General features: G+C 73.5%; 24 protein-coding genes, 2 tRNA genes and 3 pseudogenes. 13 read left to right on the forward strand and 16 right to left on the reverse strand.

Translation table 11 applies throughout. From position 1 onward, the window contains the following. Nucleotides 1–4: 4 nt before the first annotated feature. Nucleotides 5–1,395, reverse strand: a pseudogene (gene leuC / locus QUE40_RS11465) (3-isopropylmalate dehydratase large subunit). A 104-nt stretch (nt 1,396–1,499) separates the two neighbouring features. Here leuC and QUE40_RS11470 point away from each other — a divergent pair. Next, complete coding sequence (locus QUE40_RS11470; protein WP_142005756.1) at nt 1,500–2,243, forward strand: IclR family transcriptional regulator; 744 nt, start codon at nt 1,500–1,502, stop codon at nt 2,241–2,243. A 42-nt stretch (nt 2,244–2,285) separates the two neighbouring features. Here the strand turns inward: QUE40_RS11470 and QUE40_RS11475 are convergent, their stop codons facing one another. The 8 genes from QUE40_RS11475 to QUE40_RS11510 form a co-directional block, all read right to left on the reverse strand. Further along, nucleotides 2,286–2,480, reverse strand: coding sequence for a helix-turn-helix transcriptional regulator (locus QUE40_RS11475; protein ID WP_289231036.1), 195 nt, complete (start codon nt 2,478–2,480; stop codon nt 2,286–2,288). Further along, on the reverse strand, nt 2,481–2,897 hold the full coding sequence (locus QUE40_RS11480) for a hypothetical protein (RefSeq protein ID WP_289231037.1): 417 nt from the start codon (nt 2,895–2,897) through the stop codon (nt 2,481–2,483). Nucleotides 2,898–2,986: 89 nt separating this feature from the next. Then, nucleotides 2,987–3,610: a histone deacetylase gene (locus QUE40_RS11485; RefSeq protein WP_289231038.1), complete on the reverse strand. Its 624-nt coding sequence runs from the start codon at nt 3,608–3,610 to the stop codon at nt 2,987–2,989. A gap of 69 nt (nt 3,611–3,679) precedes the next feature. Next, a tRNA-Glu gene (locus QUE40_RS11490) sits at nt 3,680–3,752 on the reverse strand. A 95-nt stretch (nt 3,753–3,847) separates the two neighbouring features. Next, nucleotides 3,848–3,919 (reverse strand) — tRNA-Gln (locus tag QUE40_RS11495). 113 nt (nt 3,920–4,032) lie between these two features. After that, entirely contained in the window at nt 4,033–5,592 is a 1,560-nt protein-coding gene (gene gltX, locus QUE40_RS11500; protein ID WP_289231039.1) for a glutamate--tRNA ligase, read from the reverse strand. A 37-nt stretch (nt 5,593–5,629) separates the two neighbouring features. Continuing rightward, nucleotides 5,630–6,205, reverse strand: a complete 576-nt coding sequence (locus tag QUE40_RS11505) for an FAD-linked oxidase C-terminal domain-containing protein (RefSeq protein ID WP_289231040.1) — start codon at nt 6,203–6,205, stop codon at nt 5,630–5,632. Continuing rightward, a complete protein-coding gene (locus QUE40_RS11510) occupies nt 6,202–7,275 on the reverse strand; it encodes an FAD-binding oxidoreductase (RefSeq protein WP_289231041.1) in 1,074 nt (357 codons plus the stop codon). Before QUE40_RS11510 ends, QUE40_RS11505 begins: the two co-directional genes overlap by 4 nt. Nucleotides 7,276–7,328: 53 nt before the next feature. On the opposite strand from QUE40_RS11510, the gene QUE40_RS11515 reads away from it, so the two are divergent. The 4 genes and pseudogenes from QUE40_RS11515 to QUE40_RS11530 all read left to right on the forward strand — a co-directional run bounded on the left by QUE40_RS11515 (nt 7,329) and on the right by QUE40_RS11530 (nt 9,593). Beyond that, nucleotides 7,329–8,006 carry a TetR/AcrR family transcriptional regulator gene (locus tag QUE40_RS11515; RefSeq protein ID WP_142005761.1) on the forward strand — a complete coding sequence of 226 codons (678 nt, stop codon included), beginning with the start codon at nt 7,329–7,331 and terminating at the stop codon, nt 8,004–8,006. Next, nucleotides 8,003–8,281, forward strand: a pseudogene (locus QUE40_RS11520) (FAD-dependent oxidoreductase); the annotation flags it as partial. The gene QUE40_RS11515 and the pseudogene QUE40_RS11520, both read left to right, overlap by 4 nt. Beyond that, nucleotides 8,209–9,441, forward strand: coding sequence for an FAD-dependent oxidoreductase (locus QUE40_RS11525; protein WP_289231042.1), 1,233 nt, complete (start codon nt 8,209–8,211; stop codon nt 9,439–9,441). The pseudogene QUE40_RS11520 and the gene QUE40_RS11525, both read left to right, overlap by 73 nt. Further along, nucleotides 9,333–9,593, forward strand: a complete 261-nt coding sequence (locus tag QUE40_RS11530; RefSeq protein WP_289231043.1) for a glycerol-3-phosphate dehydrogenase C-terminal domain-containing protein — start codon at nt 9,333–9,335, stop codon at nt 9,591–9,593. The genes QUE40_RS11525 and QUE40_RS11530 overlap by 109 nt, the downstream gene beginning before the upstream one ends. Here the strand turns inward: QUE40_RS11530 and QUE40_RS19250 are convergent. Then, nucleotides 9,550–10,145, reverse strand: a pseudogene (locus tag QUE40_RS19250) (DUF2017 family protein). The gene QUE40_RS11530 and the pseudogene QUE40_RS19250 sit on opposite strands and share 44 nt — an antisense overlap. After that, on the reverse strand, nt 10,146–10,460 hold the full coding sequence (clpS, locus tag QUE40_RS11545) for an ATP-dependent Clp protease adapter ClpS (RefSeq protein WP_289231045.1): 315 nt from the start codon (nt 10,458–10,460) through the stop codon (nt 10,146–10,148). It lies immediately after the preceding pseudogene. Nucleotides 10,461–10,554: 94 nt separating this feature from the next. Here clpS and QUE40_RS11550 point away from each other — a divergent pair, with 94 nt between their 5' ends. Next, nucleotides 10,555–11,811 (forward strand): nicotinate phosphoribosyltransferase, encoded by a 1,257-nt coding sequence (locus QUE40_RS11550; protein WP_433997083.1) that lies wholly within the window; start codon nt 10,555–10,557, stop codon nt 11,809–11,811. Nucleotides 11,812–11,827: 16 nt separating this feature from the next. Continuing rightward, nucleotides 11,828–12,400 (forward strand): isochorismatase family protein, encoded by a 573-nt coding sequence (locus QUE40_RS11555; protein WP_142005766.1) that lies wholly within the window; start codon nt 11,828–11,830, stop codon nt 12,398–12,400. 17 nt (nt 12,401–12,417) lie between these two features. Here QUE40_RS11555 and QUE40_RS11560 read toward each other — a convergent pair whose 3' ends face one another. Next, nucleotides 12,418–13,656 (reverse strand): homogentisate 1,2-dioxygenase, encoded by a 1,239-nt coding sequence (locus QUE40_RS11560; protein ID WP_142005767.1) that lies wholly within the window; start codon nt 13,654–13,656, stop codon nt 12,418–12,420. Nucleotides 13,657–13,757: 101 nt separating this feature from the next. Here QUE40_RS11560 and QUE40_RS11565 point away from each other — a divergent pair, with 101 nt between their 5' ends. From QUE40_RS11565 to fahA, 3 genes are read left to right on the forward strand one after another with little or no spacing between them, the layout of a single operon-like run. Then, the gene (locus QUE40_RS11565) at nt 13,758–14,129 is read left to right on the forward strand and encodes a hypothetical protein (protein WP_289231047.1); all 372 of its coding nucleotides are present in this window, start codon (nt 13,758–13,760) and stop codon (nt 14,127–14,129) included. A 25-nt stretch (nt 14,130–14,154) separates the two neighbouring features. Next, nucleotides 14,155–14,598, forward strand: a complete 444-nt coding sequence (locus QUE40_RS11570; RefSeq protein ID WP_289231048.1) for a hypothetical protein — start codon at nt 14,155–14,157, stop codon at nt 14,596–14,598. Continuing rightward, entirely contained in the window at nt 14,595–15,806 is a 1,212-nt protein-coding gene (gene fahA, locus QUE40_RS11575) for a fumarylacetoacetase (RefSeq protein WP_289231049.1), read from the forward strand. Before QUE40_RS11570 ends, fahA begins: the two co-directional genes overlap by 4 nt. Here the strand turns inward: fahA and QUE40_RS11580 are convergent, their stop codons facing one another. Continuing rightward, entirely contained in the window at nt 15,807–16,451 is a 645-nt protein-coding gene (locus QUE40_RS11580) for a TetR/AcrR family transcriptional regulator (protein WP_289231050.1), read from the reverse strand. Between the two features lie 53 nt (nt 16,452–16,504). Between QUE40_RS11580 and QUE40_RS11585 the strand changes: the two genes are divergently transcribed. From QUE40_RS11585 to cobS, 3 genes are read left to right on the forward strand one after another with little or no spacing between them, the layout of a single operon-like run. After that, entirely contained in the window at nt 16,505–17,965 is a 1,461-nt protein-coding gene (locus QUE40_RS11585; RefSeq protein WP_289231051.1) for a serine hydrolase domain-containing protein, read from the forward strand. Nucleotides 17,966–18,009: 44 nt separating this feature from the next. Further along, nucleotides 18,010–18,678: a class I SAM-dependent methyltransferase gene (locus tag QUE40_RS11590; RefSeq protein ID WP_142005772.1), complete on the forward strand. Its 669-nt coding sequence runs from the start codon at nt 18,010–18,012 to the stop codon at nt 18,676–18,678. Further along, the gene (gene cobS / locus QUE40_RS11595; RefSeq protein ID WP_289231052.1) at nt 18,675–19,472 is read left to right on the forward strand and encodes an adenosylcobinamide-GDP ribazoletransferase; all 798 of its coding nucleotides are present in this window, start codon (nt 18,675–18,677) and stop codon (nt 19,470–19,472) included. The genes QUE40_RS11590 and cobS overlap by 4 nt, the downstream gene beginning before the upstream one ends. 30 nt (nt 19,473–19,502) lie before the next feature. Here the strand turns inward: cobS and QUE40_RS11600 are convergent, their stop codons facing one another. From QUE40_RS11600 to QUE40_RS11610, 3 genes are read right to left on the reverse strand one after another with little or no spacing between them, the layout of a single operon-like run. Continuing rightward, complete coding sequence (locus tag QUE40_RS11600; RefSeq protein WP_142005773.1) at nt 19,503–20,045, reverse strand: LOG family protein; 543 nt, start codon at nt 20,043–20,045, stop codon at nt 19,503–19,505. Then, complete coding sequence (locus QUE40_RS11605) at nt 20,045–20,251, reverse strand: RDD family protein (protein WP_350226953.1); 207 nt, start codon at nt 20,249–20,251, stop codon at nt 20,045–20,047. The genes QUE40_RS11600 and QUE40_RS11605 overlap by 1 nt, the downstream gene beginning before the upstream one ends. A gap of 23 nt (nt 20,252–20,274) precedes the next feature. Next, nucleotides 20,275–21,009: an RDD family protein gene (locus QUE40_RS11610; protein WP_289231054.1), complete on the reverse strand. Its 735-nt coding sequence runs from the start codon at nt 21,007–21,009 to the stop codon at nt 20,275–20,277. Nucleotides 21,010–21,029 lie beyond the last annotated feature (20 nt).

Below are 21,029 nucleotides of genomic sequence, written 5' to 3' on the forward strand. Positions count from 1 at the left end.
CCTCCTACAGGTCCGCCGGGCTGGACAGCGTGCCGCGCACCGCGGTCGCCGCCGCGACGAGCGGGCTCACCAGGTGGGTGCGGCCGCCCTTGCCCTGGCGGCCCTCGAAGTTGCGGTTCGACGTCGAGGCGCAGCGCTCCCCCGGCGTCAGCTGGTCGGGGTTCATGCCGAGGCACATCGAGCATCCGGCGAGGCGCCACTCGGCGCCCGCGTCGGAGAAGATCCGGTCGAGCCCCTCGTCCTCGGCCTGCAAGCGGACCCGGGCCGACCCGGGGACGACGAGCATGCGCACGCCCTTGGCGACCCGGTGGCCGCGGATGACGTCGGCCGCCGCGCGCAGGTCCTCGATGCGCCCGTTGGTGCACGACCCGAGGAAGACCGTGTCGACCGCGATGTCGCGCAGCGGCGTGCCCGGCTCCAGACCCATGTACGTCAGCGCCCGCTCGGCGTCCTCGCGGTCACCGTCGTCGCCGAAGGACTCCGGGTCGGGCACCGTCGCGCCGAGCGGCAGGCCCTGGCCGGGGTTGGTGCCCCAGGTGACGTACGGCGTCAGCTGGGTCGCGTCGATGCGCACCTCGTGGTCGAACTCGGCGTCGTCGTCGGTGCGCAGCTCGGTCCAGGCGGCGACGGCGGCGTCCCAGTGCTGCTCGTCCGGAGCGTGCGGGCGGCCCTTGAGGTAGTCGAACGTCGTCTGGTCGGGCGCGATCATGCCGGCGCGGGCGCCGGCCTCGATCGACATGTTGCACACGGTCATCCGCGCCTCCATCGAGAGCGACTCGATGGTGCTGCCCCGATACTCCAGCACGTAGCCCTGGCCACCGCCGGTGCCGATCTCGGCGATCACCGCGAGGATGATGTCCTTGGCCGTGACGCCCTCGGGCAGCTCGCCGTCGACCGTGATCGCCATGGTGCGGAACGGCTTGAGCGGCAGCGTCTGGGTGGCCAGCACGTGCTCGACCTCGCTGGTGCCGATGCCGAAGGCGAGCGCGCCGAACGCGCCGTGCGTCGAGGTGTGGCTGTCGCCGCAGACGATCGTCATGCCGGGCTGGGTAAGCCCCAGCTGCGGACCGATGATGTGCACGATGCCCTGCTCGGCGTCGCCCATCGGATAGATCGGCACCCCGAACTCCGCGCAGTTCTGCCGCAGCGTCTCGACCTGGGTGCGGCTCACCGGGTCGCTGATCGGCCCGGCCGTGGTCGGGACGTTGTGGTCCTCGGTGGCGAGGGTCAGCTCGGTGTGACGCACCCCGCGACCGGCCAGGCGCAGCCCTCGAACGCCTGCGGGCTGGTCACCTCGTGGAGCAGGTGGAGATCGATGTAGAGGAGGTCAGGCTCGCCCTCGACCCGGCGCACCAGGTGCTCGTCCCAGACCTTCTCGGCCAGTGTGCGTGCCATGACCCCTCCCGGAATCCGCTCTTCGTGCTGCGTCCGCCACATGGTGCGCCGCTGTTTTTGCGGTTGAACTTGCGTCTCGTCCTCTGAGACGGCAGTATCAACTCATGGACAAGTCTAGCGGTGTGGGCGTCCTGGACAAGGCGGCCATCGTTCTCTCGGCCCTGGAAGCGGGTCCCTCGACCCTCGCCCAGCTCGTGGCGTCGACCGGTCTGGCGCGCCCCACGGCGCACCGGCTCGCCGTCGCGCTCGAGCACCACCGACTCGTCGCACGCGACATGCAGGGACGCTTCGTGCTCGGCCCGCGCCTGGTCGAGCTGGCCTCGGCGGCGGGCGAGGACCGCCTGCTCGCGGCCGCCGGCCCGGTGCTCGGCGCGCTGCGCGACCACACCAACGAGAGCGCCCAGCTCTTCCGCCGGCAGGGCGACCAGCGCATCTGCGTCGCCGCGGCGGACCGCCCGGTCGGCCTGCGCGACTCGATCCCGGTCGGCGCGACCCTGTCGATGCAGGCCGGGTCTGCCGCGCAGATCCTGCTCGCCTGGGAGGAGCCCGAGCGGCTGCACAAGGGGCTGCAGGGCGCGAAGTTCACCGCGACGATGCTGTCGGCCGTGCGCCGCCGCGGCTGGGCGCAGAGCGTCGGCGAGCGCGAGGCCGGCGTCGCGTCGGTGTCGGCCCCGGTGCGCAACCCCGCCGGCAAGGTCATCGCGGCCGTGTCGATCTCGGGCCCCATCGAGCGCGTGTCCCGCCAGCCGGGTCGGCTGCACGCCGCGACCGTGATCGCCGGCGCCAACAAGCTCACCGAGGTGCTCGCCCGCGCCCAGGCCCCGGTCATCCGCCACGAGAGTGCGTGAGCCGCGCCCGACGTACGCCATCGGCCGGCACCGCACGCCCGCTCACTCCTGCGGGTCGAACACGTCCTCGATCGTGACGTCGAACTCGCGCGCGATGCGGAAGGCCAGCGGCAGCGAGGGGTCGTAGCGCCCCTTCTCCAGCGAGATGACCGTCTGCCGCGAGACGCCCAGCGCCGCGGCGAGGGCGGCCTGCGAGAGCCCGCGGTCGCGGCGCAGCTGCGGGATCCGGTTGCGCACTCAGGCCTCCGCGCGCCGGGCCTGGAGGTAGGCCAGGCCGAAGCTCGCCCCGGCGAGCAGCAGCACGTGCACGATCGTCACCGGCGCCAACCAGTCGACGCGCAGCGCCCGGCCCAGACCCTCGAAGAGCAACGCGCCGCCGATCGTGCAGCAGAACGCCGTCGACGCCGCGCGCTCGAACCAGGACCGCTCCACGTCGTCGCGCCCCGCCCGGTCGGTGGCCGCGACCTCGGCCCGCCCGAGCCACAGCATCCACGCCAGCCCGGCGACCGCCGGGCCGCACACGAGCGCGAACACCACCACCCACAGCACGGTCGCGTCGTCACCGCCGCCACGCACCGCCGCGAGCAGCCCCAGCAGCCCGCCGCCCAGCAGCCCGATGCCGCCGGCCACCGCGACGCGTGCGGTCCGTGTCATGCCCTGGTTCATCGTGCCCCCCGAAGTAGTCAAGCGTGCTTTACGCCGCCACCCTGCACCGCGGGCCCCGACATGTCAAGCGTGCTTGACTACGCCGCGAGCACCTCGTCCAGCCGCTCCGGGGTCCACGTGGGTCGCACGCCGGGCGCCGGCAGCAGGTAGTCGCGGATCTGCGGCGTCGACAGGCCGTGCGCCTCGCGCAGGCCGGCCGCGATCATCGCGAGGTAGGCGCCGCTCGGCGCGTTGACGGCCGGCCGGGCGTCGTCGTCGGGGCAGGTGAACGTGACCACCGGCTCGCCCTCGAGGTCAGCGACGACGGCGAGCGTCTCGTACCGGCCCGGCCCGAGCACCAGCCGCCGGGCGCCGATCAGCTCGTCGACGTCGAGCGCGTCGCCGGGGTCGCGGTGCATCTCCTGCGCGACGACGTCGGCGAGCTGCTCGTGGGTGATGCGGTACGCCCGCACCAGCGCCTCTCCCCCGGCGGCGAGGTCGAGGAACGCGATGCCGCCACCACCCCAGGTCGGTGAGTCCCAGCCGAAGAAGATCTCCCCGGGCACGTGCAGCGCGCGGTCCGCGACCGGCGGCGTGGCGTCGCGCGCCCCGGGGTAGGTCCGGCTCGCCCCGGGCGGGCGGCCGCCGGACAGGTAGAACCCGAACCGGGCGGCCGACAGGTTCGAGCCGTAGGAGGCGTACCAGATGTGGTCGGTGGTCATCAGGGGCAGCATGCCAAACACACGAAGAAGCCCGGACCCTCCGAGAGGGTCCGGGCTTCTCGCGATACGTAGCCCCGACGGGATTCGAACCCGCGCTACCGCCTTGAGAGGGCGGCGTGCTAGGCCGCTACACAACGGGGCCGCACGTGGTGCTGATCGAGATCAGCGGAGAGAACCATACCGCGAGGAGTGGAACTTCTCCGAATCGCCTGAGCCGGAACGGCTTTCGGCGACTCGCTGGGGTACCAGGACTCGAACCTAGACTAACTGAACCAGAATCAGTCGTGCTGCCAATTACACCATACCCCAAGGGGTATCACTCCATGCGCGCCGGGAACCGGCCTTCATGGGGTGAACCGAGGAGAAACCTTACCGGCCGCCCCCGCGTGGGCCCAAATCGGGGTGGCCCGTCGAGGCGCGGCTCACAGCTGGTCGCGCAGCGCCCGCAACCGGGTCATGGTCGAGTGCTTGCCGAGGATCTCCATCGACTCGAACAGCGGGGTCGAGATCTTCTGTCCCGCGATCGCGACGCGCAGCGGACCGAACGCGAGCCGCGGCTTGATGCCGAGCCCGTCGACGATCGCCTCGCGCAGCGCGGCCTCGATGCGCGGGGCCAGCCACTCCACCCCGGTGCCGTCGGGGTTGCCGATGCCGCCGTCGATCGGCTCCAGCGCCGCGATGGCCGCGTCGAGCACGTCGGCCGCGCCGTCCTTGAGCGTGGCGCGCGCGTCGTCGGCGATCTCCAGCTCGTCGTCCGCGACGTAGAACGGGCGCACCAGCGGCACGGCGTCCTGCAGCGTCGTGATGCGCGTCTGCACCTGCTCGGCGACCAGCTTGAGGCGCCCCAGCTCGGGCAGCGTCGGGTGCGAGCCGACGAGCCCCTCGGCGTGCAGGAACGGGATGAGCCGGCTCGCGAGGTCGCCCGCGTCGAGCTCACGGATGTAGTGCCCGTTGAGCCAGTTGAGCTTGTCGAGGTTGAACACGGCACCAGCCTTGTTGACCTTGGCCCACTCGAAGCGCTGCGTGAACTCCTCGAACGTGAAGACCTCGCGCTCGGTGCCGTCCGCCTCGACGATCGGCGGATACCCCTGCAGCGCAAGGAAGTTCAGCAACGCCTCGGGCAGATAGCCCTGCTCCTGGAACCAGGTGAGCCGGGCGGCGGGGTTCTTGCGCTTGGAGATCTTGGCGCGCTTCTCGTCGCGCAGCAGCGGCATGTGCGCGAAGCGCGGCGCCGGCACCTCGAGCCACTTGTAGAGGAGCAGGTGCTTGGGCGTGCTGGAGATCCACTCCTGGCCGCGCACGACGTGGGTGATCGCCATCTCGTGGTCGTCGACGACCACGGCCAGGTGGTACGTCGGGAAGCCGTCGGCCTTGAGGATCACCTGGTCGTCGGGCCGGGGCGCGCTCGTGCGCCCCATGATCAGGTCGTCCCACTCCAGCTCGACGTCGTCGGGGATCAGCATGCGCACGACCGGCTTGTCGCTGAAGCCGGGCAGCGCGGCCCGCTCCTCCTCGGTCTTGCCGTAGCAGAGCCGGTCGTAACCGGTCGGCTGCTTCAGCGCCTGCTGCTTCTCGCGCATCTCCTTCAGCCGCTCCGCGGAGCACCAGCAGTAGTAGGCCTTGCCCTCGGCCAGCAGCTTGTCGACATAGGGCTGGTAGGTGTCGAGCCGCTCGGACTGCCGGTACGGCGCGTACGGACCGCCCACGTCGGGCCCCTCGTCGTGGCTCAGCCCGAGCCAGGCGAGGGTGTCGTAGACCTGCTGCTCGCTGCCCTCGACGAACCGCGCGCGGTCGGTGTCCTCGATGCGCAGCACGAACTGGCCGCCGTGCTTGCGGGCGTACGCCAGGTCGAACATCGCCATGTAGGCGGTGCCGACGTGCGGGTCGCCGGTCGGCGACGGCGCGACGCGCAGCCGCGGCGGGGCCACCGGGGCGTCGGGGTCGGGTGAGGAGGCAGCAGCAAGGGTGTCGGACGCGCTCATGATGCGGCGATCGTACCGAGGCGCCGACGGCGCGACCTCAGGAGAACAGCTTGCCCGGGTTCATGACCGCCTGGGGGTCGACGGAGCCCGCGGCGGCGCGCAGCAGCCGGATGCCCAGCTCGCCGACCTCGTCGGGCAGGTAGGCCTGGTGGTCGACGCCGACGGCGTGGTGGTGGGTGATGGTGCCGCCGCGCTCGACGATCGCGCGGCTCGCGGCCTCCTTGGCCCTCCCCCAGCGCCCCAGCGGGTCGTCGCCCGCCTCCCCGATGACGGTGAGATAGAGCGAGGCGCCGGTCTCGTAGACGTGCGACACGTGGGTCTGCACGACGCAGCGGGTGCCGTCGGCGACGAAGGCGTCGCTGATGGCGGTGCGCACCGCGGCGGCGAGCGGCACCAGGTTGCTCCAGCCCGTCGCGGTCTCGAGGGTCTCGACCAGCACACCGCGGCGCAGCAGCTCGTCGCGCAGGTAGGGCGCGCCGAACCGGTGCGCGGCCCAGGCGCGGGCGACGGCGCCGGGCAGCCGGCGGCCGTGGTGGGCGGTGAGCGCGGGCCGGGCGGCGGCGGCGCGCGCGTCGACGGTCTTGCTGTCGGGGCCGTCCCACAGCAGGATCACGAGGCACGGGTCGCCGAGGCGGCGCAGCCGGGTGAGCCCCGCAGCGCGGCGCCCGACCGGCCCGCCATCCGCAGGGTCACCCGGGTCTCCTCGGCGTCGGAGGCGCGGCAGACGTCGGGCAGGGTGCGCGACTGCGCGAGCTGGCGCAGCGCGGCGGTCGCCTCCTCGAACGACGCGAACGCCCAGGCCTCGTGCCGGGTGGCCGCCGGGCGAGGGCGCGCGCGCACGGTCACGTCGGTGATCACGCCGAGCCGGCCCTCGCTGCCGAGCACGAGGTCCAGCAGCGCCGGCCCGGCCGCGGTGCCGGGGAAGCCGCCGACCCGCAGCTCGCCCTCGGGCGTCACGACGGTCGCGGCGAGCACCATGTCGTCGAAGCGGCCGTAGCCGGAGGACGCCTGGCCCGAGGACCGGGTCGCGGCGAACCCGCCGAGCGTCGCCTGCTCGAAGCTCTGCGGGAAGTGGCCGAGCGTGAGGTCGTGGGCGGCCAGCAGCCGCTCCGCCTCGGGGCCGCGCACGCCCGCCCCGAACGTCGCGGTGCGCGACACCGGGTCGAGGTCGACGAGGCCGGCGAGGCGGCGCAGGTCGAGCGTGACGACGCCCGCGTGGTCGCCGCGCAGCGCCTGCACGCCACCGACGACGGAGGTGCCGCCGCCGAACGGCACGACGGCCAGGTCGTGCTCGGCGCAGACGCGCAGCACCTGCGCCACCTGGTCCGCGTCGGCCGGGAGCACGACGGCGTCGGGCGCCTCGTCGGCGTCGCCGCCGCGCGCCCGCACCAGGTCGCGATAGCTCTTTCCGCCGGCGTGCTCGACGCGCGCCTCGGCGTCGGTGCGCACGTGCTCCTCGCCGACGACGGCGGCGAGCGCCGCCCGGGCCGACGGGGCGAGCGGACGGTCGGGTAGGCGTACGGCGGGCAGGTCGACCGGCGGCTCGTCGACCGCGTCGACCGGCCGGCCGAGCTCGCGACCGAGCAGCGCCAGCCCGGCGCCGGACAGGCTCCGGTCGGCGTCGGCGGCACCCCAGCCCCACCAGACGGAACGGGGCGGGACGGGAGGCAGCTCAGACGTCATGTGTGACACAGTGTCACATGTTGTAACATCGCCACAACCGAGCTGGAGGTGTCATGGCGAAGCAGGCAGCGCAGGACCCCACGTCCGACGCGCCCGAGGCGCACGCCCCCGAGACGCTGGCTCCGGAGGCCGACGCCTCCGAGGTCGCGGCACCCGACCGCGCCGCGCAGCTGGTGCAGGCCGCGCGCGAGGAGGTGCTGGCCTACGGCGTACGCCGGGCGACCGCCACCTCCATCGCCCGCCGGGCGGGCGTCTCGCGGATGACGGTCTATCGCCACTCCGGCGGCATCGAGCAGCTGGTGCTGGAGGCGCTGTACGGCGAGTTCGAGCAGCTGGTCACCGCCTCCGCCGAGGGCGCCGACCTCGAGGCGTCGGCGCGCCCGCAGATCGTGCGCCGGGTCACCTCGGCGCTGCACCAGATCCGCCGCTCGCCGCTGGTGCAGGCGCTGCGCCAGCACGACCCGGAGCTGCTGCTGCCCTATCTGATCGACCACCTCGGCCGCGGTCAGGAGCTGATGCGCACGTTGCTGCGCGAGGGCATCGAGCTCGGGCAGCGCGACGGGTCGGTGCGCCGCGTCGACCCCGACGTGGCCGCGATCACCCTGCTCATGGCGCTGCAGGGGTTCGTCGTCTCCGCCACCGTCGTGGCCGATCTCGCCGACGAGCGCGCGATCGACGACGAGGTGGCGCTGCTGGTCGACCGCTACCTCGCCCCGAGGCTCGGGGCATGAGCGCGCCGAGCCCGGCCGGCGGGCGCGGCCCGCTCAACCGGACCCAGCGCCGGGGTGCGCTGGAGCGCGCGGCCGAGCGGACGTACGACGTCGTGGTCGTGGGCGGTGGTGTCACCGGCTGCGGGGTGGCGCTCGACGCAGCCAGCCGCGGGCTGAGCGTGCTGCTGGTCGAGCAGCACGACCTCGCCGCGGGCACCAGCCGGTGGAGCTCGAAGCTGGTGCACGGCGGGCTGCGCTACCTCGCGTCGGGGCACGTGGGCGTCGCGCACGAGTCGGCCCGCGAGCGCCACCTGCTGATGACCCGGATCGCGCCGCACCTGGTCGCGCCGATGCCCACGCTCGTGCCGCTCGGGCGCGACGTCGGCCGGCGCCAGGGGGCGCTGATCCGGTTGGGCGTGACGGCCGGCGACGTGCTGCGGCGCAGCGCGCGCACGCCGTCCTCGCTGCTCCCCGGCCCCGACGGATCGGCGCCGCCGCCACGCTGCGGCTCGCGCCGGGGCTCGCCGCCGACGGGCTGCGCGGCGGGGTGCTGTCGCACGACGGACGGCTCGAGGACGACGCGCGCCTGGTCGTCACGCTCGCCCGAACGGCCGCCGCGGCCGGGGCCGACGTGGTCACCCGCGCGCGGGTCGACGAGCTCGACGCCGAGCGGGTCACGCTGACCGACACGCTGACCGGCGAGCGCCTCACCGTGCGCGCCCGCACGGTCGTGAATTCCACTGGTGTCTGGGCGGATCGGCACGACGACCGGATCACTGTGCTGCCCAGCCGCGGCTCGCACCTGGTGCTCCCGGCGGCCGCCGTCGGGTCGCCCCGGGCGGCGCTGACCGTGCCGCTGCCGGGCAGCACCAGCCGGTTCCTGCTGGTGCTGCCGCGGCCCGACGACCAGGTGCTGGTCGGGCTGACCGACGAGCCGGCGCCCGGTGTCGACCCGCTGGAGCCGCCGGTGCCCGAGGCCGACGAGCAGCTGCTGCTCGAGGGCGTCTCGCGGGCGCTGCGCTCCCCCGTCACCTCGGCCGACGTGGTCGGGCGCTTCGCCGGGCTGCGGCCCCTGGTCGTGCGCGACGACAAGCCGTCCGCCGACGTGTCGCGCGAGCACCTGCTGCTCGACGAGCCGGGGCGGCCGCTCACCATCGCGGGCGGCAAGCTGACGACCTATCGCCGGATGGCCCAGGACACCGTCGACGCGGTCGCGCGGCGGCTGGGGCGCGGCGGGGAGTGCCGCACGGCGACGCTGCCCTGCTCGGTGCGGCCGAGGCGGCCGACCTCGCCCACGTGGCGGCGCCGGCCCGGCTGGTGCGCCGGTTCGGCACGCTCGCGCCCGAGGTGGCCGCCCTGTCGGCGCGCCACCCGTGGCTTGCCGACCCGATCGCTCCGGGGAGCGCGACCACGGGGGCCGAGCTGGCGTACGGCGTGCTGGAGGAGGGTGCGCTGACCGTGGACGACCTGCTGGCCCGGCGCACCCGGACCACGTTCGACCCGGCGGCCGCGGCCGCCGCCGTGCCGGTCGCCGAGCGGGTGCTGGCGACCTTCGACACGGAGGTCACCGCAGCAGCGCCTGGGCGACCGACTCCTGGAGCCAGGTGAGCAGGTCGTAGATCATCGCCGCCATGACGGCGGGGTCCTCGAAGTCGTCGGCCTCGGCGACGATCTGCTCCAGGCGGGCGGAGTCCTCGTCGGTGCGCAGGCCGAGGCGCTCGCCCAGCACGAGGCGCACGTCGGACAGGGCCATCATCAGCGCCTGCGCCTGACCGAGGTCGAGCTCGACCTTGTCGGAGGTGGCGCTGTCGAGCGCAGCGATGGCGGCGGTGATCGTGGCGACCTTGCGGCGGCGCAGCGAGTCCTCGGTCAGCGCGCGGAAGTCGCGCGCGAGGTCGTCGTCGTCGCGGCTGGCGGGGGCAGCAGCCGGCGCAGCGCCGGGTCGCGCTGCTCGACCTCCTCGGGCGTGGCGGTCGGCGCGTCGAGCTCGCGGCGCAGCCGCTCCAGCGGGTCGGCGGACTCGTCGGTGTCACCGGTCTCGTCGGCGTCGGGGTCGAGCAGCTCACGGGTGCTGGAGAGCAGCCCGGCGACGATGCCGCGCTCCTGCTCGTCGAGCCGCCCGACCACGCGAGATCCCTTGCGGCGGAATGCCGTTGCCACTCACTCGTCCTTCTGGAAGGTGGCCCACAGGCTGTAGCCGTGCATGGCCTCGGTGTCGCTCTCCATCTTCTCCCGCGTGCCCCGCGAGACCACGGCGCGCCCCTCGTGGTGGACCGCCAGCATCAGCTGCTCGGCCTTGTCACGGGAGTAGCCGAAGTAGCTCTGGAAGACCCAGCTGACGTACGACATGAGGTTGACGGGGTCGTTCCAGACGATCGTCACCCAGGGCTGGTCGAGCTGCTGGGCGAGGTCTTCCTCGAGGCCGACGTCGGTGACGGCATCGGGCGTCGCTTGATCAGGTGGGGCCACGGACACGCCTCAACCTTAGGGTGGCGGCGTGACCTCGCAGAGCCCCTCTCCCGCCGCCACCGCCTCGACCGCGCTGCTGACCGACCACTACGAGCTGACGATGCTGCAGGCGTCGTTGCGCAGCGGCGCCGCGCACCGCCGGTCGGTGTTCGAGCTGTTCGCGCGCCGGCTGCCCGACGGCCGCCGCTACGGCGTGGTCGCCGGCACCGGGCGCTTCCTGGAGTCGCTGCGCCACTTCCGGTTCGAGGAGGCCGAGCTGGAGCGGCTGCGCTCGGCGAAGGTCGTCGACGACGCGACCGTCGACTGGCTCGCCGACTACCGCTTCTCCGGCGACGTGTGGGGCTACGCCGAGGGCGAGGCGTACTTCCCCGGCTCGCCGCTGCTCATCGTGGAGTCCTCGTTCGCCGAGGGCGTGATCCTGGAGACGCTGGCGCTGTCGATCTTCAACCACGACAGCGCCGTCGCGTCGGCGGCGTCGCGGATGACCTCGGCGGCCGACGGGCGCCCGTGCATCGAGATGGGCTCCCGGCGCACGCACGAGTGGGCGGCGGTCGCGAGCGCGCGGGCGGCGTACGTCGCCGGGTTCGCGACGACGTCGAACCTCGAGGCGGGGCGGCGCTACGGCGTGCCGACCGCCGGCACGGCGGCCCACTCGTTCACCCTGCTGCACGACGACGAGCGGGCGGCCTTCACCTCCCAGGTCGAGTCGCTCGGCAAGGACACCACGCTGCTGGTCGACACCTACGACGTGACCGCGGCGGTCGAGCTCGCCGTCGAGATCGCCGGCCCCGAGCTCGGCGGGGTGCGGCTCGACTCCGGCGACCTGCTGGTGCAGGCGAAGGAGGTGCGCCAGCAGCTGGACGAGCTGGGCGCGACCAAGACCCGCATCGTCGTGACCAGCGACCTGGACGAGTACGCCATCGCCGCGCTGCAGGCCGCCCCGGTCGACGTCTACGGGGTCGGCACGAGCCTGGTCACCGGGTCCGGGGCGCCGACGGCTGGCATGGTCTACAAGCTGGTCTCCCGCGCCGACGACTCCGGCGAGATGATCGGCGTCGCCAAGGCGAGCAAGGACAAGACCAGCGTCGGCGGGCGCAAGTACGCCCTGCGCAAGATCAGCCCGCGCGGCCTCGCCGAGGCCGAGGTGATCGGCATCGGCGAGCGCCCGTTCGACGACGGCAACGACCGTGAGCTGCTGGTGCCGCTCGTGCGCGGCGGCGAGATCGTCGGCGAGGAGCCGCTCGAGGCCGCCCGCGACCGCCACGCCGCCTCCCTCGCCGAGCTGCCCCGCAAGGCCCACCAGCTCTCCCGCGGCGAGCCGGTGATCCCCACGGTCTACCTCGACGACCAGCCCTGAGCGTTAGCGTCGGACCATGACGAGCGCACTGGTGATCGTGGACGTGCAGAACGACTTCTGCGAGGGCGGTTCGCTCGCGGTCGAGGGCGGCGCCGAGGTCGCCGGCCGGATCAGCACGTACGTCGGCAGCGGCCTGGGTGGGTACGCCCACGTCGTCGCCACCGCCGACTGGCACGTCGACCCGGGCGACCACTGGTCGGACGAGCCCGACTTCACCGACAGCTGGCCGGTGCACTGCAAGGTCGGGACCGCCGGCGCCGACTTCCACCCCAACCTCGCGCCGGCGCTGGAGCAGGTCGAGACGGTGTTCCGCAAGGGTGAGCACGAGGCGGCCTACTCCGGGTTCGAGGGCGCGGCCGAGGACGGCACCGGCCTCGCCGACTGGCTGCGCGAGCGCGGCGTCGAGTCGGTCGACGTCGTGGGCCTGGCCACCGACTACTGCGTGCGCGCCACCGCCCTGGACGCCGTGCGCGCCGGGCTCAGCACCCGGCTGCTGACCGACCTGGCCGCCGGTGTTGCGCCGGAGACCACGAAGGCTGCGCTGGCGGAGCTGGCCGGCGCGGGCGTACAGGTCACCACCGCGAGCTGACCGCCCGCGCGGCGGGCTCAGGCGTCGCGACCGCCCACCCAGCTCCAGGCGTACTTCCCGTCGTCCACGGCGACGCCGGCCTCGCCGAGGTCGAGCGGGCGGAAGGTGTCGACCATGACGGCGGTCTCGTCGAAGTAGTGCACGCCCACCGAGGCCTCGTAGGCGCCGGGCTGCGGGCCGTGCGCGTGCCCGCCCGGGTGCACCGAGATCGAGCCGCGCCCGATGCCCGAGCCCTTGCGCGCCTCGTAGTCGCCGGCGACGTAGAACATGATCTCGTCGCTGTCGACGTTGGAGTGGTAGTACGGCACCGGGATCGACCGCTCGTGGTAGTCGACCTTGCGCGGCACGAAGTTGCAGACCACGAAGTTGTGGCCCTCGAACACCTGGTGCACGGGCGGCGGCTGGTGCACCTTGCCGGTGATCGGCATGTAGTCGGCGATGTTGAAGGCGTAGGGGTAGAGGCAGCCGTCCCAGCCCACGACGTCGAGCGGGTGGTAGGGGTAGGTGTAGATGGTGCCGACCACGCCGCCGGGCCCGTTGCCGCGGTGCTTGATGTAGACCTGGGTCGGCTCGGTCGCGTCGGCGCCGACGTCCTCGGCCAGCAACGGCCCCTGCGGCCCGCGCAGGTCGCGCTCGCAGTACGGCGCGTGCTCCAGCAGCTGCCCGAAGCGGGACAGGTATCGCTTGGGCGGGGTGATGTGCGAGCTCGCCTCGATGCAGTACGCCCGGAGCGGCTCGACGAAGTCGTCGTCGCCCTCGACGAGCGGGAGCCAGCGGTGGGTGGTCGCGCGCGGGACGACCAGGTAGTCGCCCTCGCGCACGTCGAACGCCCCGAACACGGTCTCGACGCGCGCGCCACCGCGCTCGACGTAGATGCACTCGTCGCCGATCCCGTTGCGATACCACGGACTTGGCGCATCGGCCTTGACGTAGAGCAGCCGCACGTCGGCGTTGCCGAGCACGAGGCGACGCCCGGTGACGACGTCGCGTCCGGTCTCGTCGTCGGGGAACAGGTCGTGCAGCTTCAGGTGGCGCGGCACGAGCGGGTGGTTGGGCGTGGTCGCCATCGAGTTGCCGAGGTTCCACACCTGGGCGTCGGTGATCGCCGACGGGAGCCCGCGGTGGTAGAGCAGCGAGGAGTCGGAGGAGAAGCCCTCCTCGCCCATCAGCTCCTCGTAGTAGAGGCCGCCGTCGGGCCGGTCGTGCATCGTGTGCCGGTGCCGGGGCACCGAACCCATCGCCTGGTAGTACGCCATCGCAGCCTCTCCTCGCGAGTGCCGATCCGCGTGCGCCAGGCGTCCGATTTTCGGACGTCGGCGTCTCATCGGCGCGACGAGGATGCAGTAGCGTGACGGGCATGTCAACGCCCTCCAGCGTGCCCCCGCGCGCCCTTTTCGCGGGCCTCATCGATGACGCGGCGGTCTTCCCGCCCGGAAACTTCCCGCTCGACGAGGCGATCTCGCGCCGGGTCGAGCGGCGCGGCAGCTCGATCAGCGACCTGGTCGGTCCGCTGCTGCTGCCGCCCACCCTGGTCAGCGAGGCGGTGGCCGGCTCCACCCCGGTCACGGTGTCGGTCGTCGGCCGCAGCGACGTCACGCTCAACCAGCTGCTCACCGCCGCCCAGCTGCTCGTCGACGCCGACGGCCACTCCCTCGCCGGGCTGGAGCTGACCTACTCCCCGACTGGCGCGCGGCGCTCGAGCTCGGGGTGCCGGTCGCGGTCGAGGTGACCCCGAGCAGGCCGTCGACGAGCCGATGGCCGACCTCGCCTCGGAGGGGTCGGAGCAGGTGCGCGCCAAGCTGCGCACCGGGTCGACGCCCAGCAACGCCGTGCCGAGCGCGTCCGCCCTGGGCGGCTTCATCGCCTCGGCGACGGGCCAGGGGCTGTCGTTCAAGCTCACCGGCGGCCTGCACCGCGCGGTCTCCCACCGCACCAGCACCGCCGACGGCGGGGAGGACCAGTTCGGCTTCCTCAACGTGCTGCTCGCGACCGACCAGATCCTGCGCGGGTCCTCGACGGCCCAGGCCGTGACGCTGCTCGAGCAGCGCGACAGCGACGTCATCGCCGGCCTGGTGCGCGAGCTCGACGACCCGCGGATCGCCAGCGTGCGCAACGCTTTTCACTCCTACGGCTGCTGCGACGTGCTCGACCCCATCCATGACCTGTCCGATCTCGGCCTGATCGAGGAGAACCTGTGACGAGCAGCTGGCTCGACCTGCCCGCCGACCACCCGTACGGCATCACCGCGCTCCCCTACGGCGTCTTCTCGGGCGCCGACGGCGTGCGCAGGGTGGGCGTGCGGGTCGGCGACCAGGTGCTCGACCTCGGCGCGGCGGCGGGTTCGACCGGCAGCGGCACCGCGCGGCTGTGGCAGCAGCCGTCGCTGAACGCCCTTCTGGCAGAAGGGAAGCCGGCGTGGGAGTCGGCTCGCGCCTGGATCGTCGGGCTGCTCTCCGACCCCGAGCTCCGCGCGGCCGTCGAGCCGCACCTGCACCACCTGTCCGACGTCACGCTGCACCTGCCCGTCGAGGTCGCCGACTACGTCGACTTCTACGCCAGCGAGCACCACGCCACCAACGTGGGCCGGATCTTCCGACCCGACGGCGACGCCCTCACGCCGAACTGGAAGCACCTGCCGATCGGCTACCACGGTCGCTCCGGCACGGTCGTGGTCAGCGGCACCGACATCCGTCGCCCGATGGGTCAGCGCAAGCCGCAGACCGAGGACCAGCCGGTCTTCGGCCCCAGCGTGCGCCTCGACATCGAGGCCGAGCTCGGCTTCGTGGTGGCCGGCGCGACCGAGCTCGGCAGCCGCGTCTCGGTCGACGAGGCGAGCGAGCACCTGTTCGGCGTCCTGGCGTTCAACGACTGGAGCGCGCGTGACATCCAGGCCTGGGAGTACGTCCCGCTCGGCCCCTTCCTCGGCAAGTCCTTCGCGTCCTCGGTCGGCGCGTGGGTGACACCCATGGAAGCGTTGCAGGCGGCGAAAACCCCTCTGCCGCAGCAGGATCCGCGCCCGATGGACTATCTGCTGGGCGATGACCTGTTCGGTCTCGACATCGCCATCGAGGTCGAGCTGAACGGCTCGGTCGTGGCGCGCCCGCCGTACTCGACGATGTACTGGTCGCCCCGCCAGATGCTCGCGCACCTGACCGTGAACGGCGCCTCGCTGCGCGATGGCGACCTGTTCGCCTCAGGCACCGTGTCGGGTCCGGAGGCCGACCAGCGCGGCAGCCTGCTCGAGCTCACCTGGAGCGGCGAGCAGCCGATCACCCTGCCCGACGGCTCGACGCGCACCTTCCTCGAGGACGGCGACACCGTCACCATCCGCTACTCCGCACCCGGCGCCGACGGCACCCGGATCGGCCTGGGCGAGGTCACCGGCACGATCCTCCCGGCCGACTGATCAGCCGGTGCCCTGCTGGCGCGCACAGGGCCCGGTGAAGATCTGCGCGCACCGCTGCTCGATCACGGCGGAGGCCCGCCGGCGAGCCTCCGCCGAGCCGCGTCCGCGCGCGAGGTAACCCGCTCGCGCCAGGCCGCGAACCGTCGCGACCAGCCCCGTCGCCGCGACGTCGACGTCGAGCCCGGGCTCGACCTCGCCGCACTCCTTGCCGTTCACGACCGCCTCGCGCACTCGCTCGGTCAGATGCGCCTCGGAGCCGCGCAGCGCGGCCAGCAGCCGGGGGCTGTCCAGCGCCAGCCCGGTGAACGTCAGGTCCAGATAGACCTCCTCGCGCCGAGCCTTGTCGAGCGGGAGGAGCTGGTGCAGCGCCTCGCCCAGGATGTGCTCGATGCGGGCGTGCTTGCGCTCGGCGCGGGCGATCCCGGCGTCGACCCGGGCGTGCATCTGGTCCAGCAGCTGCTCGTAGACCGCGACGACGAGGTCGTCCTTGCTGGCGTAGTAGTGCTGCACGAGCCCCACCGAGATGCCGGCTGCCTCCGCCGTGCGCGCGATGGTCACCGCCGCCAGCCCGTCGCTGACCGCGACCTCGCGCACCGCGTCCCGGATGAGTGCGCGACGGGCGTCGTGGTCGGCGGTGCGAGGCATGCCGGCACCCTAGACGACGCCCCTCATTTTCATACGACTATATGGTTATCGGCATGCGCACCCGCCTGGCCGTCGCCGCGTCCGCACTGCTCGCCCTGCTCACCACGCTCTGGGTGCCGCCCGCCTGGCCGGCCGCCGACCCGGCTGTCGCGCAGCAACGAGCGGTGCAGCCGCTGCGCGACCTCGACGTCCCGGGCTGGACCGCGGTGATCGTGCAGGGCGACCGGGTGGTCGCCCGGTTCGCCGAGGGGCGAGCCGGTGGCCGCCCGGTCAGCGGCAGCACACCGTTCCTCGTCGGGTCGGTGTCGAAGTCGTTCACCGCGGCCCTCGTGCTGAACCTCGTGCAGGAGGGGCGGCTCAGTCTTGACGACCGGGTGGACCGGCGGCTGCCCGACCTGCGGGGCGCCCCCAACGGCCTCGGCGCGGTCTCGGTGCGCCAGCTGCTCACGCACACCAGCGGTCTCACCCGCAGCGCGGGACTGGAGCGGGCCGACGTGGTCGACGACCGGCCCGAGGCCCTGCGCCGCCTCGCCTCGTCGCTCCGAGAGGTGACGCTCGCGTCCGAGCCCGGGACGACGTACGCCTACTCCGACGCGAACTACCTCCTGCTCGGCGCGATCGTCGAGCAGGTCACCGGCACCGGCTTCGGTCGGGCGCTGCGCGAGCGCGTCACCGACCCGCTGGGCATGTCCGGCGCGATCACGACGAGCGCCCAGGCCGACGCGTCCGGCGTCGGGGCCGGGAACCGGCTGCCGTTCGGTCGCGCGCGCCCGTTCGACCGCGGCTACTCCCAGAGCGGGGTGCCCTACGGCTACGTCGGCGCCACCCCCGACGACCTCGTGCGCTACGCCCGGTTCCAGCTCGGCGTCGCCCCGAACACCTCGGTGCTGAGCAGCTCCGGGCTGGCCACGATGCAGCGGGCGCAGGTGCGCACGTCGGCGACCCAGTCGTACGGATTCGGTTGGCGCACAACGCAGCTCGACGGTCTCCCCCGCCCCGTCGTCGAGCACACCGGGGCCACCCCGGGCTTCTTCACCCACGTGCTGCTCGACCCGGCGAACGACCGCGCGGTCATCGTGCTGGCGAACGCCTACTCCGAGGCGGCGGCGCCGGCGCTGGCCGGGGTCGGGCCCGACCTGCTGCGCGCCGCGGCGGGAGTCCCGCAGCAACCGATATCCCCCGACCCGGTCCTGTCCGCCGCGCCGTGGGTCGCGGTGGCGCTGGCCGCGGCGGGCCTGGTCTGCGCCGCGCTCGCGGTGCGCGCCGGGCTGCGCCGCGACCGGCGCCGACGGGCGGCGCTCACCGCCCTCGCCGTGCTCGGGGTCGTCCTGGTCGCGCTGGCCGCGCTCACCCCGCGGCTGGTCGGCTACGGCTGGCGAGAGGTCCGGCTGTGGGCACCTGACCTGGCGCTCGGCCTGGGCGCGAGCGTGGTCGCCTGGGGCGCTGTCGCTGTCACCGCGGCGGTCGCCGTCGTGGTGCGCACCCGCCGTGGCCGGGCCGCCCCGCCCGGGTAGACGCCGGAGGGTGGACCCGCCGGGCGCGAACTAGATTGGCGTCCATGGCATCTCAGGATCCGCGCGAGGAGCGGGTGCGGCAGGCGTACGACACCGTCGCGACGGAGTACGCCGCGGCCATCCGCGACGAGCTCGCCGGCAAGCCGCTCGACCGCGCGCTCCTGGCCGCCGTCGCGGAGATGGCCGCGGGCGGCACCGTGGCCGACATCGGCTGCGGCCCCGGCCACGTCGCCGCGCACCTGGCCGGGCTCGGCGCCGACGTCGTGGGCATCGACCTGTCGCGCTCGATGGTCGAGATCGCGCGCGCCGACCATCCGCAGGTGCGCTTCGAGGTCGCCTCGATGACCGACCTGCCGCAGGCCGACGGCAGCCTCGCGGCCGCGGTGCTGATGTACTCGATCATCCACCTCGGACCCGCCGACCGGGACCGCACGATCGCCGAGCTGCGCCGGGTGCTGCAGCCGGGCGGAATCGCGCTGCTGGCCTTCCACATCCGCAGCGAGGAGTTCCAGCCCGGCGACGTCAACCGGCTCACGACCTGGTTCGGGCACAGCGTCGACGTGGAGGGCTACTTCCTCGAGCCGGAGGTCGTGCTCGACGACCTCGAGCGGCACGGTCTCGACATCGTCTCGGTCATGACCCGCATGCCGCACCCCCAGGTCGAGCTGCCCAGCGAGCGCGCGTACGTCCTCGCCCAGCGACCCGTGTCGTGAGCCGGTCCGTCGTGCGCCCGTGGGACCAGTTCGCCACGGCCGCAACGTTTCTCACGCGGCTCCCGGTGCCGGCCCGCCCGGCGAAGGACGCCGACGAGCACGCCGCCCGGCTGCACGCCTCGGTCGGCTGGTTCCCGCTCGTCGGTGCCGTGGTGGGCGCCGCCTGCGCCGGCACGTTCTGGCTCGCCGGGCAGGTCTTCCCGCCCCTGGTCGCCGCGGTGCTCGCGGCGGTCGTTGGTGCGCTGGTCACCGGCGCCTTCCACGAGGACGGGCTCGCCGACACCGTCGACGGCCTCTGGGGCGGGTGGAGCCAGGAGCGGCGGCTGGAGATCATGCGCGACAGCCGCATCGGCACCTACGGCACGCTGGCCGTCGTGCTGTCGTCGCTGCTGCTGGTGACGACGCTCGCGTCGCTGCCGATGGCGTACGCCGGGCGCGGGTTGGTCGTCGCCCACCTGGTGAGCAGGTTCGTGGTGCTGCCGATGCTCGCGCTGGTCCCGCCGGCACGCGACGACGGGCACGGCGCGTCGGTGGCGCGCCCGCCGACCGCGGCGTCGTGGCTGGTCGCCGCGCTGACGGTCGTGGTGGTCGGCGCGGGCCTGCTCGGGTGGTGGTCGGCGGTCGTGCTGGTCGCGGCGCTGCTCACGGCGGCGGGGGTGTCGGCCGTCGCGCGGCGCAAGGTCGGCGGCGTCACCGGCGACGTGCTGGGCGCGGCCAACCACCTCGCCATGCTGGTGGGGCTGCTCGTCGTGCTGGCCCTGGTCGGGCAGGGCGCGCCGGGCCCGTTCGGCTGAGCCCGTCCGGCTCCCGACGGAGCCCGCGCCTCAGCGCTCGGCCTGGCCGAGCCCCGCCCAGAGCGCCTGCGGGGTGTCGGCGACCACGAGGCTGCCGCGCACCTTCAGGCTGAGGAAGCCGGCGTCGACCATGCCGTCGAGGGCGCGCAGCAGCGGCGTCCAGTAGCCGTGGATGTCGTAGAACGCGACCGGCTTGTCGTGCAGCCCGAGGTGCTGCCAGGTCCAGACCTCGAAGATCTCCTCGAGCGTCCCGATGCCGCCGGGGAGCGCCACGAACGCGTCGGCGCGCTGGGCCATCACGGCCTTGCGCTCGTGCATCGAGTCGACCTCGATCAGCTCGGTCAGGCCCGTGTGCGGGACCTCCTCGGAGAACAGCGAGCGCGGGATGACCCCGACGATCTCGGCCCCCTCCTCGATAGCGATGTCGGCGACCGCGCCCATCAGGCCGACCGACGCGCCGCCGTAGACGATGCCGGCGCCCTGGCGCACGAGGTAGCGGGTGACCTGCGTCGCGGCCTCGTGCCAGCGCTGGTCGGCCCCGTCGGAGGAGCCGGTGAAGATCGCGACCCGCATCACTGCATCCCTCCGTAGGGCGGTTGCGGGTACTGACCCGGGTACTGGCCGGGCGGCGTCGCCGCGGGGGCGCCCTCCGGCGGTCCGACGACCACCAGGCTCTTGCCGACCTTGTCGTGGATGGCCTGCTTGCGCGAGTCGCCGAGGGGCCACAGACCGTCGACCAGCGTGAAGATCGTCGCGAGGCCGCCGATCGCGGGAATCACGTTGACGATGCTGGAGATTCCCTTCACGAGGAACCGCTGCGCGGCCTCGGCGAGGGTGAGCTTGCGGGGGCGTCGACCGACCGCACGCTGATGCCGGTGAGCATCTTGCCGAGCGTGCGACCGCGCCAGACCACCATGGCGATCTCGTAGACCGCGTAGACCAGCGCGACGGCCAGCGCCAGCTGCACCGGCATGACCGCGAGCTCCTCGGGCACCGGCGGCGCCTGGCTCGACCCCGACGCCGCGGCGTCCATCGCGTCGTTCCAGTAGCTGCGGTATCCGGCGAACCAGTCGCTCGCCCACGGCAGCGCCAGCAGCGCGCCCACGACGAACACGACGATGCCGTCGACGAACCACGCGAAGAACCGGCGCCACCAGCCGCTCAGCCGCTGCCCCTCGGGCGTGAACGCACCGCGGGCGACCTGCTGCTGCCAGCCGGGCTGGGCGTACTGCTGCGGGACGGGCTGCCCCGGCCCGCCGTACGTCTGGTGCGGCGGAGTCTGCGCCGGCGGCACTCCCGGGCCCGCATACGGGTCGCCGGGGTTGCCGAAACGGGAGCCGCCCACGGTCGTGCCGGGCGCGGCGGCCTGCTGCTGCTCGGCCGGGTCGGGGTAGGCGCTGGGGGTGCCGATGCGCGAGCCGTCGAGGCCGGGCTTGACCTTCGGCGTGCGCCGCTCGGTCCACAAGATCCCGTCCCAGTAGCGCAGCTGGGTCTCGTCGTCGGGATCGTCGTACCACCCGGAGGGCCGTGCCGTCATGGGGCCAACCCTCCCATGCG

It is taken from the genome of Barrientosiimonas endolithica (assembly GCF_030296655.1).
GTDB classification, from domain to species: Bacteria; Actinomycetota; Actinomycetes; order Actinomycetales; family Dermatophilaceae; genus Barrientosiimonas; species Barrientosiimonas humi.

Excerpts from the sequence above, each read along its gene's own strand:
- QUE40_RS11590 (WP_142005772.1), top strand. The coding sequence starts at position 18,010 with ATGGCATCTCAGGATCCGCGCGAGGAGCGGGTGCGGCAGGCGTACGAC.
- QUE40_RS11600 (WP_142005773.1), bottom strand. The coding sequence starts at position 20,045 with ATGCGGGTCGCGATCTTCACCGGCTCCTCCGACGGGGCCGACCAGCGC.
- QUE40_RS11480 (WP_289231037.1), bottom strand. The coding sequence starts at position 2,897 with ATGACACGGACCGCACGCGTCGCGGTGGCCGGCGGCATCGGGCTGCTG.
- QUE40_RS11585 (WP_289231051.1), top strand. The coding sequence starts at position 16,505 with ATGCGCACCCGCCTGGCCGTCGCCGCGTCCGCACTGCTCGCCCTGCTC.
- QUE40_RS11510 (WP_289231041.1), bottom strand. The coding sequence starts at position 7,275 with ATGACGTCTGAGCTGCCTCCCGTCCCGCCCCGTTCCGTCTGGTGGGGC.
- QUE40_RS11565 (WP_289231047.1), top strand. The coding sequence starts at position 13,758 with ATGTCAACGCCCTCCAGCGTGCCCCCGCGCGCCCTTTTCGCGGGCCTC.
- gltX (WP_289231039.1), bottom strand. The coding sequence starts at position 5,592 with ATGAGCGCGTCCGACACCCTTGCTGCTGCCTCCTCACCCGACCCCGAC.
- QUE40_RS11515 (WP_142005761.1), top strand. The coding sequence starts at position 7,329 with ATGGCGAAGCAGGCAGCGCAGGACCCCACGTCCGACGCGCCCGAGGCG.
- QUE40_RS11610 (WP_289231054.1), bottom strand. The coding sequence starts at position 21,009 with ATGACGGCACGGCCCTCCGGGTGGTACGACGATCCCGACGACGAGACC.
- QUE40_RS11550 (WP_433997083.1), top strand. The coding sequence starts at position 10,555 with ATGCTGCAGGCGTCGTTGCGCAGCGGCGCCGCGCACCGCCGGTCGGTG.
- QUE40_RS11470 (WP_142005756.1), top strand. The coding sequence starts at position 1,500 with ATGGACAAGTCTAGCGGTGTGGGCGTCCTGGACAAGGCGGCCATCGTT.
- QUE40_RS11560 (WP_142005767.1), bottom strand. The coding sequence starts at position 13,656 with ATGGCGTACTACCAGGCGATGGGTTCGGTGCCCCGGCACCGGCACACG.
- QUE40_RS11485 (WP_289231038.1), bottom strand. The coding sequence starts at position 3,610 with ATGACCACCGACCACATCTGGTACGCCTCCTACGGCTCGAACCTGTCG.
- QUE40_RS11580 (WP_289231050.1), bottom strand. The coding sequence starts at position 16,451 with ATGCCTCGCACCGCCGACCACGACGCCCGTCGCGCACTCATCCGGGAC.
- QUE40_RS11570 (WP_289231048.1), top strand. The coding sequence starts at position 14,155 with ATGGCCGACCTCGCCTCGGAGGGGTCGGAGCAGGTGCGCGCCAAGCTG.
- QUE40_RS11555 (WP_142005766.1), top strand. The coding sequence starts at position 11,828 with ATGACGAGCGCACTGGTGATCGTGGACGTGCAGAACGACTTCTGCGAG.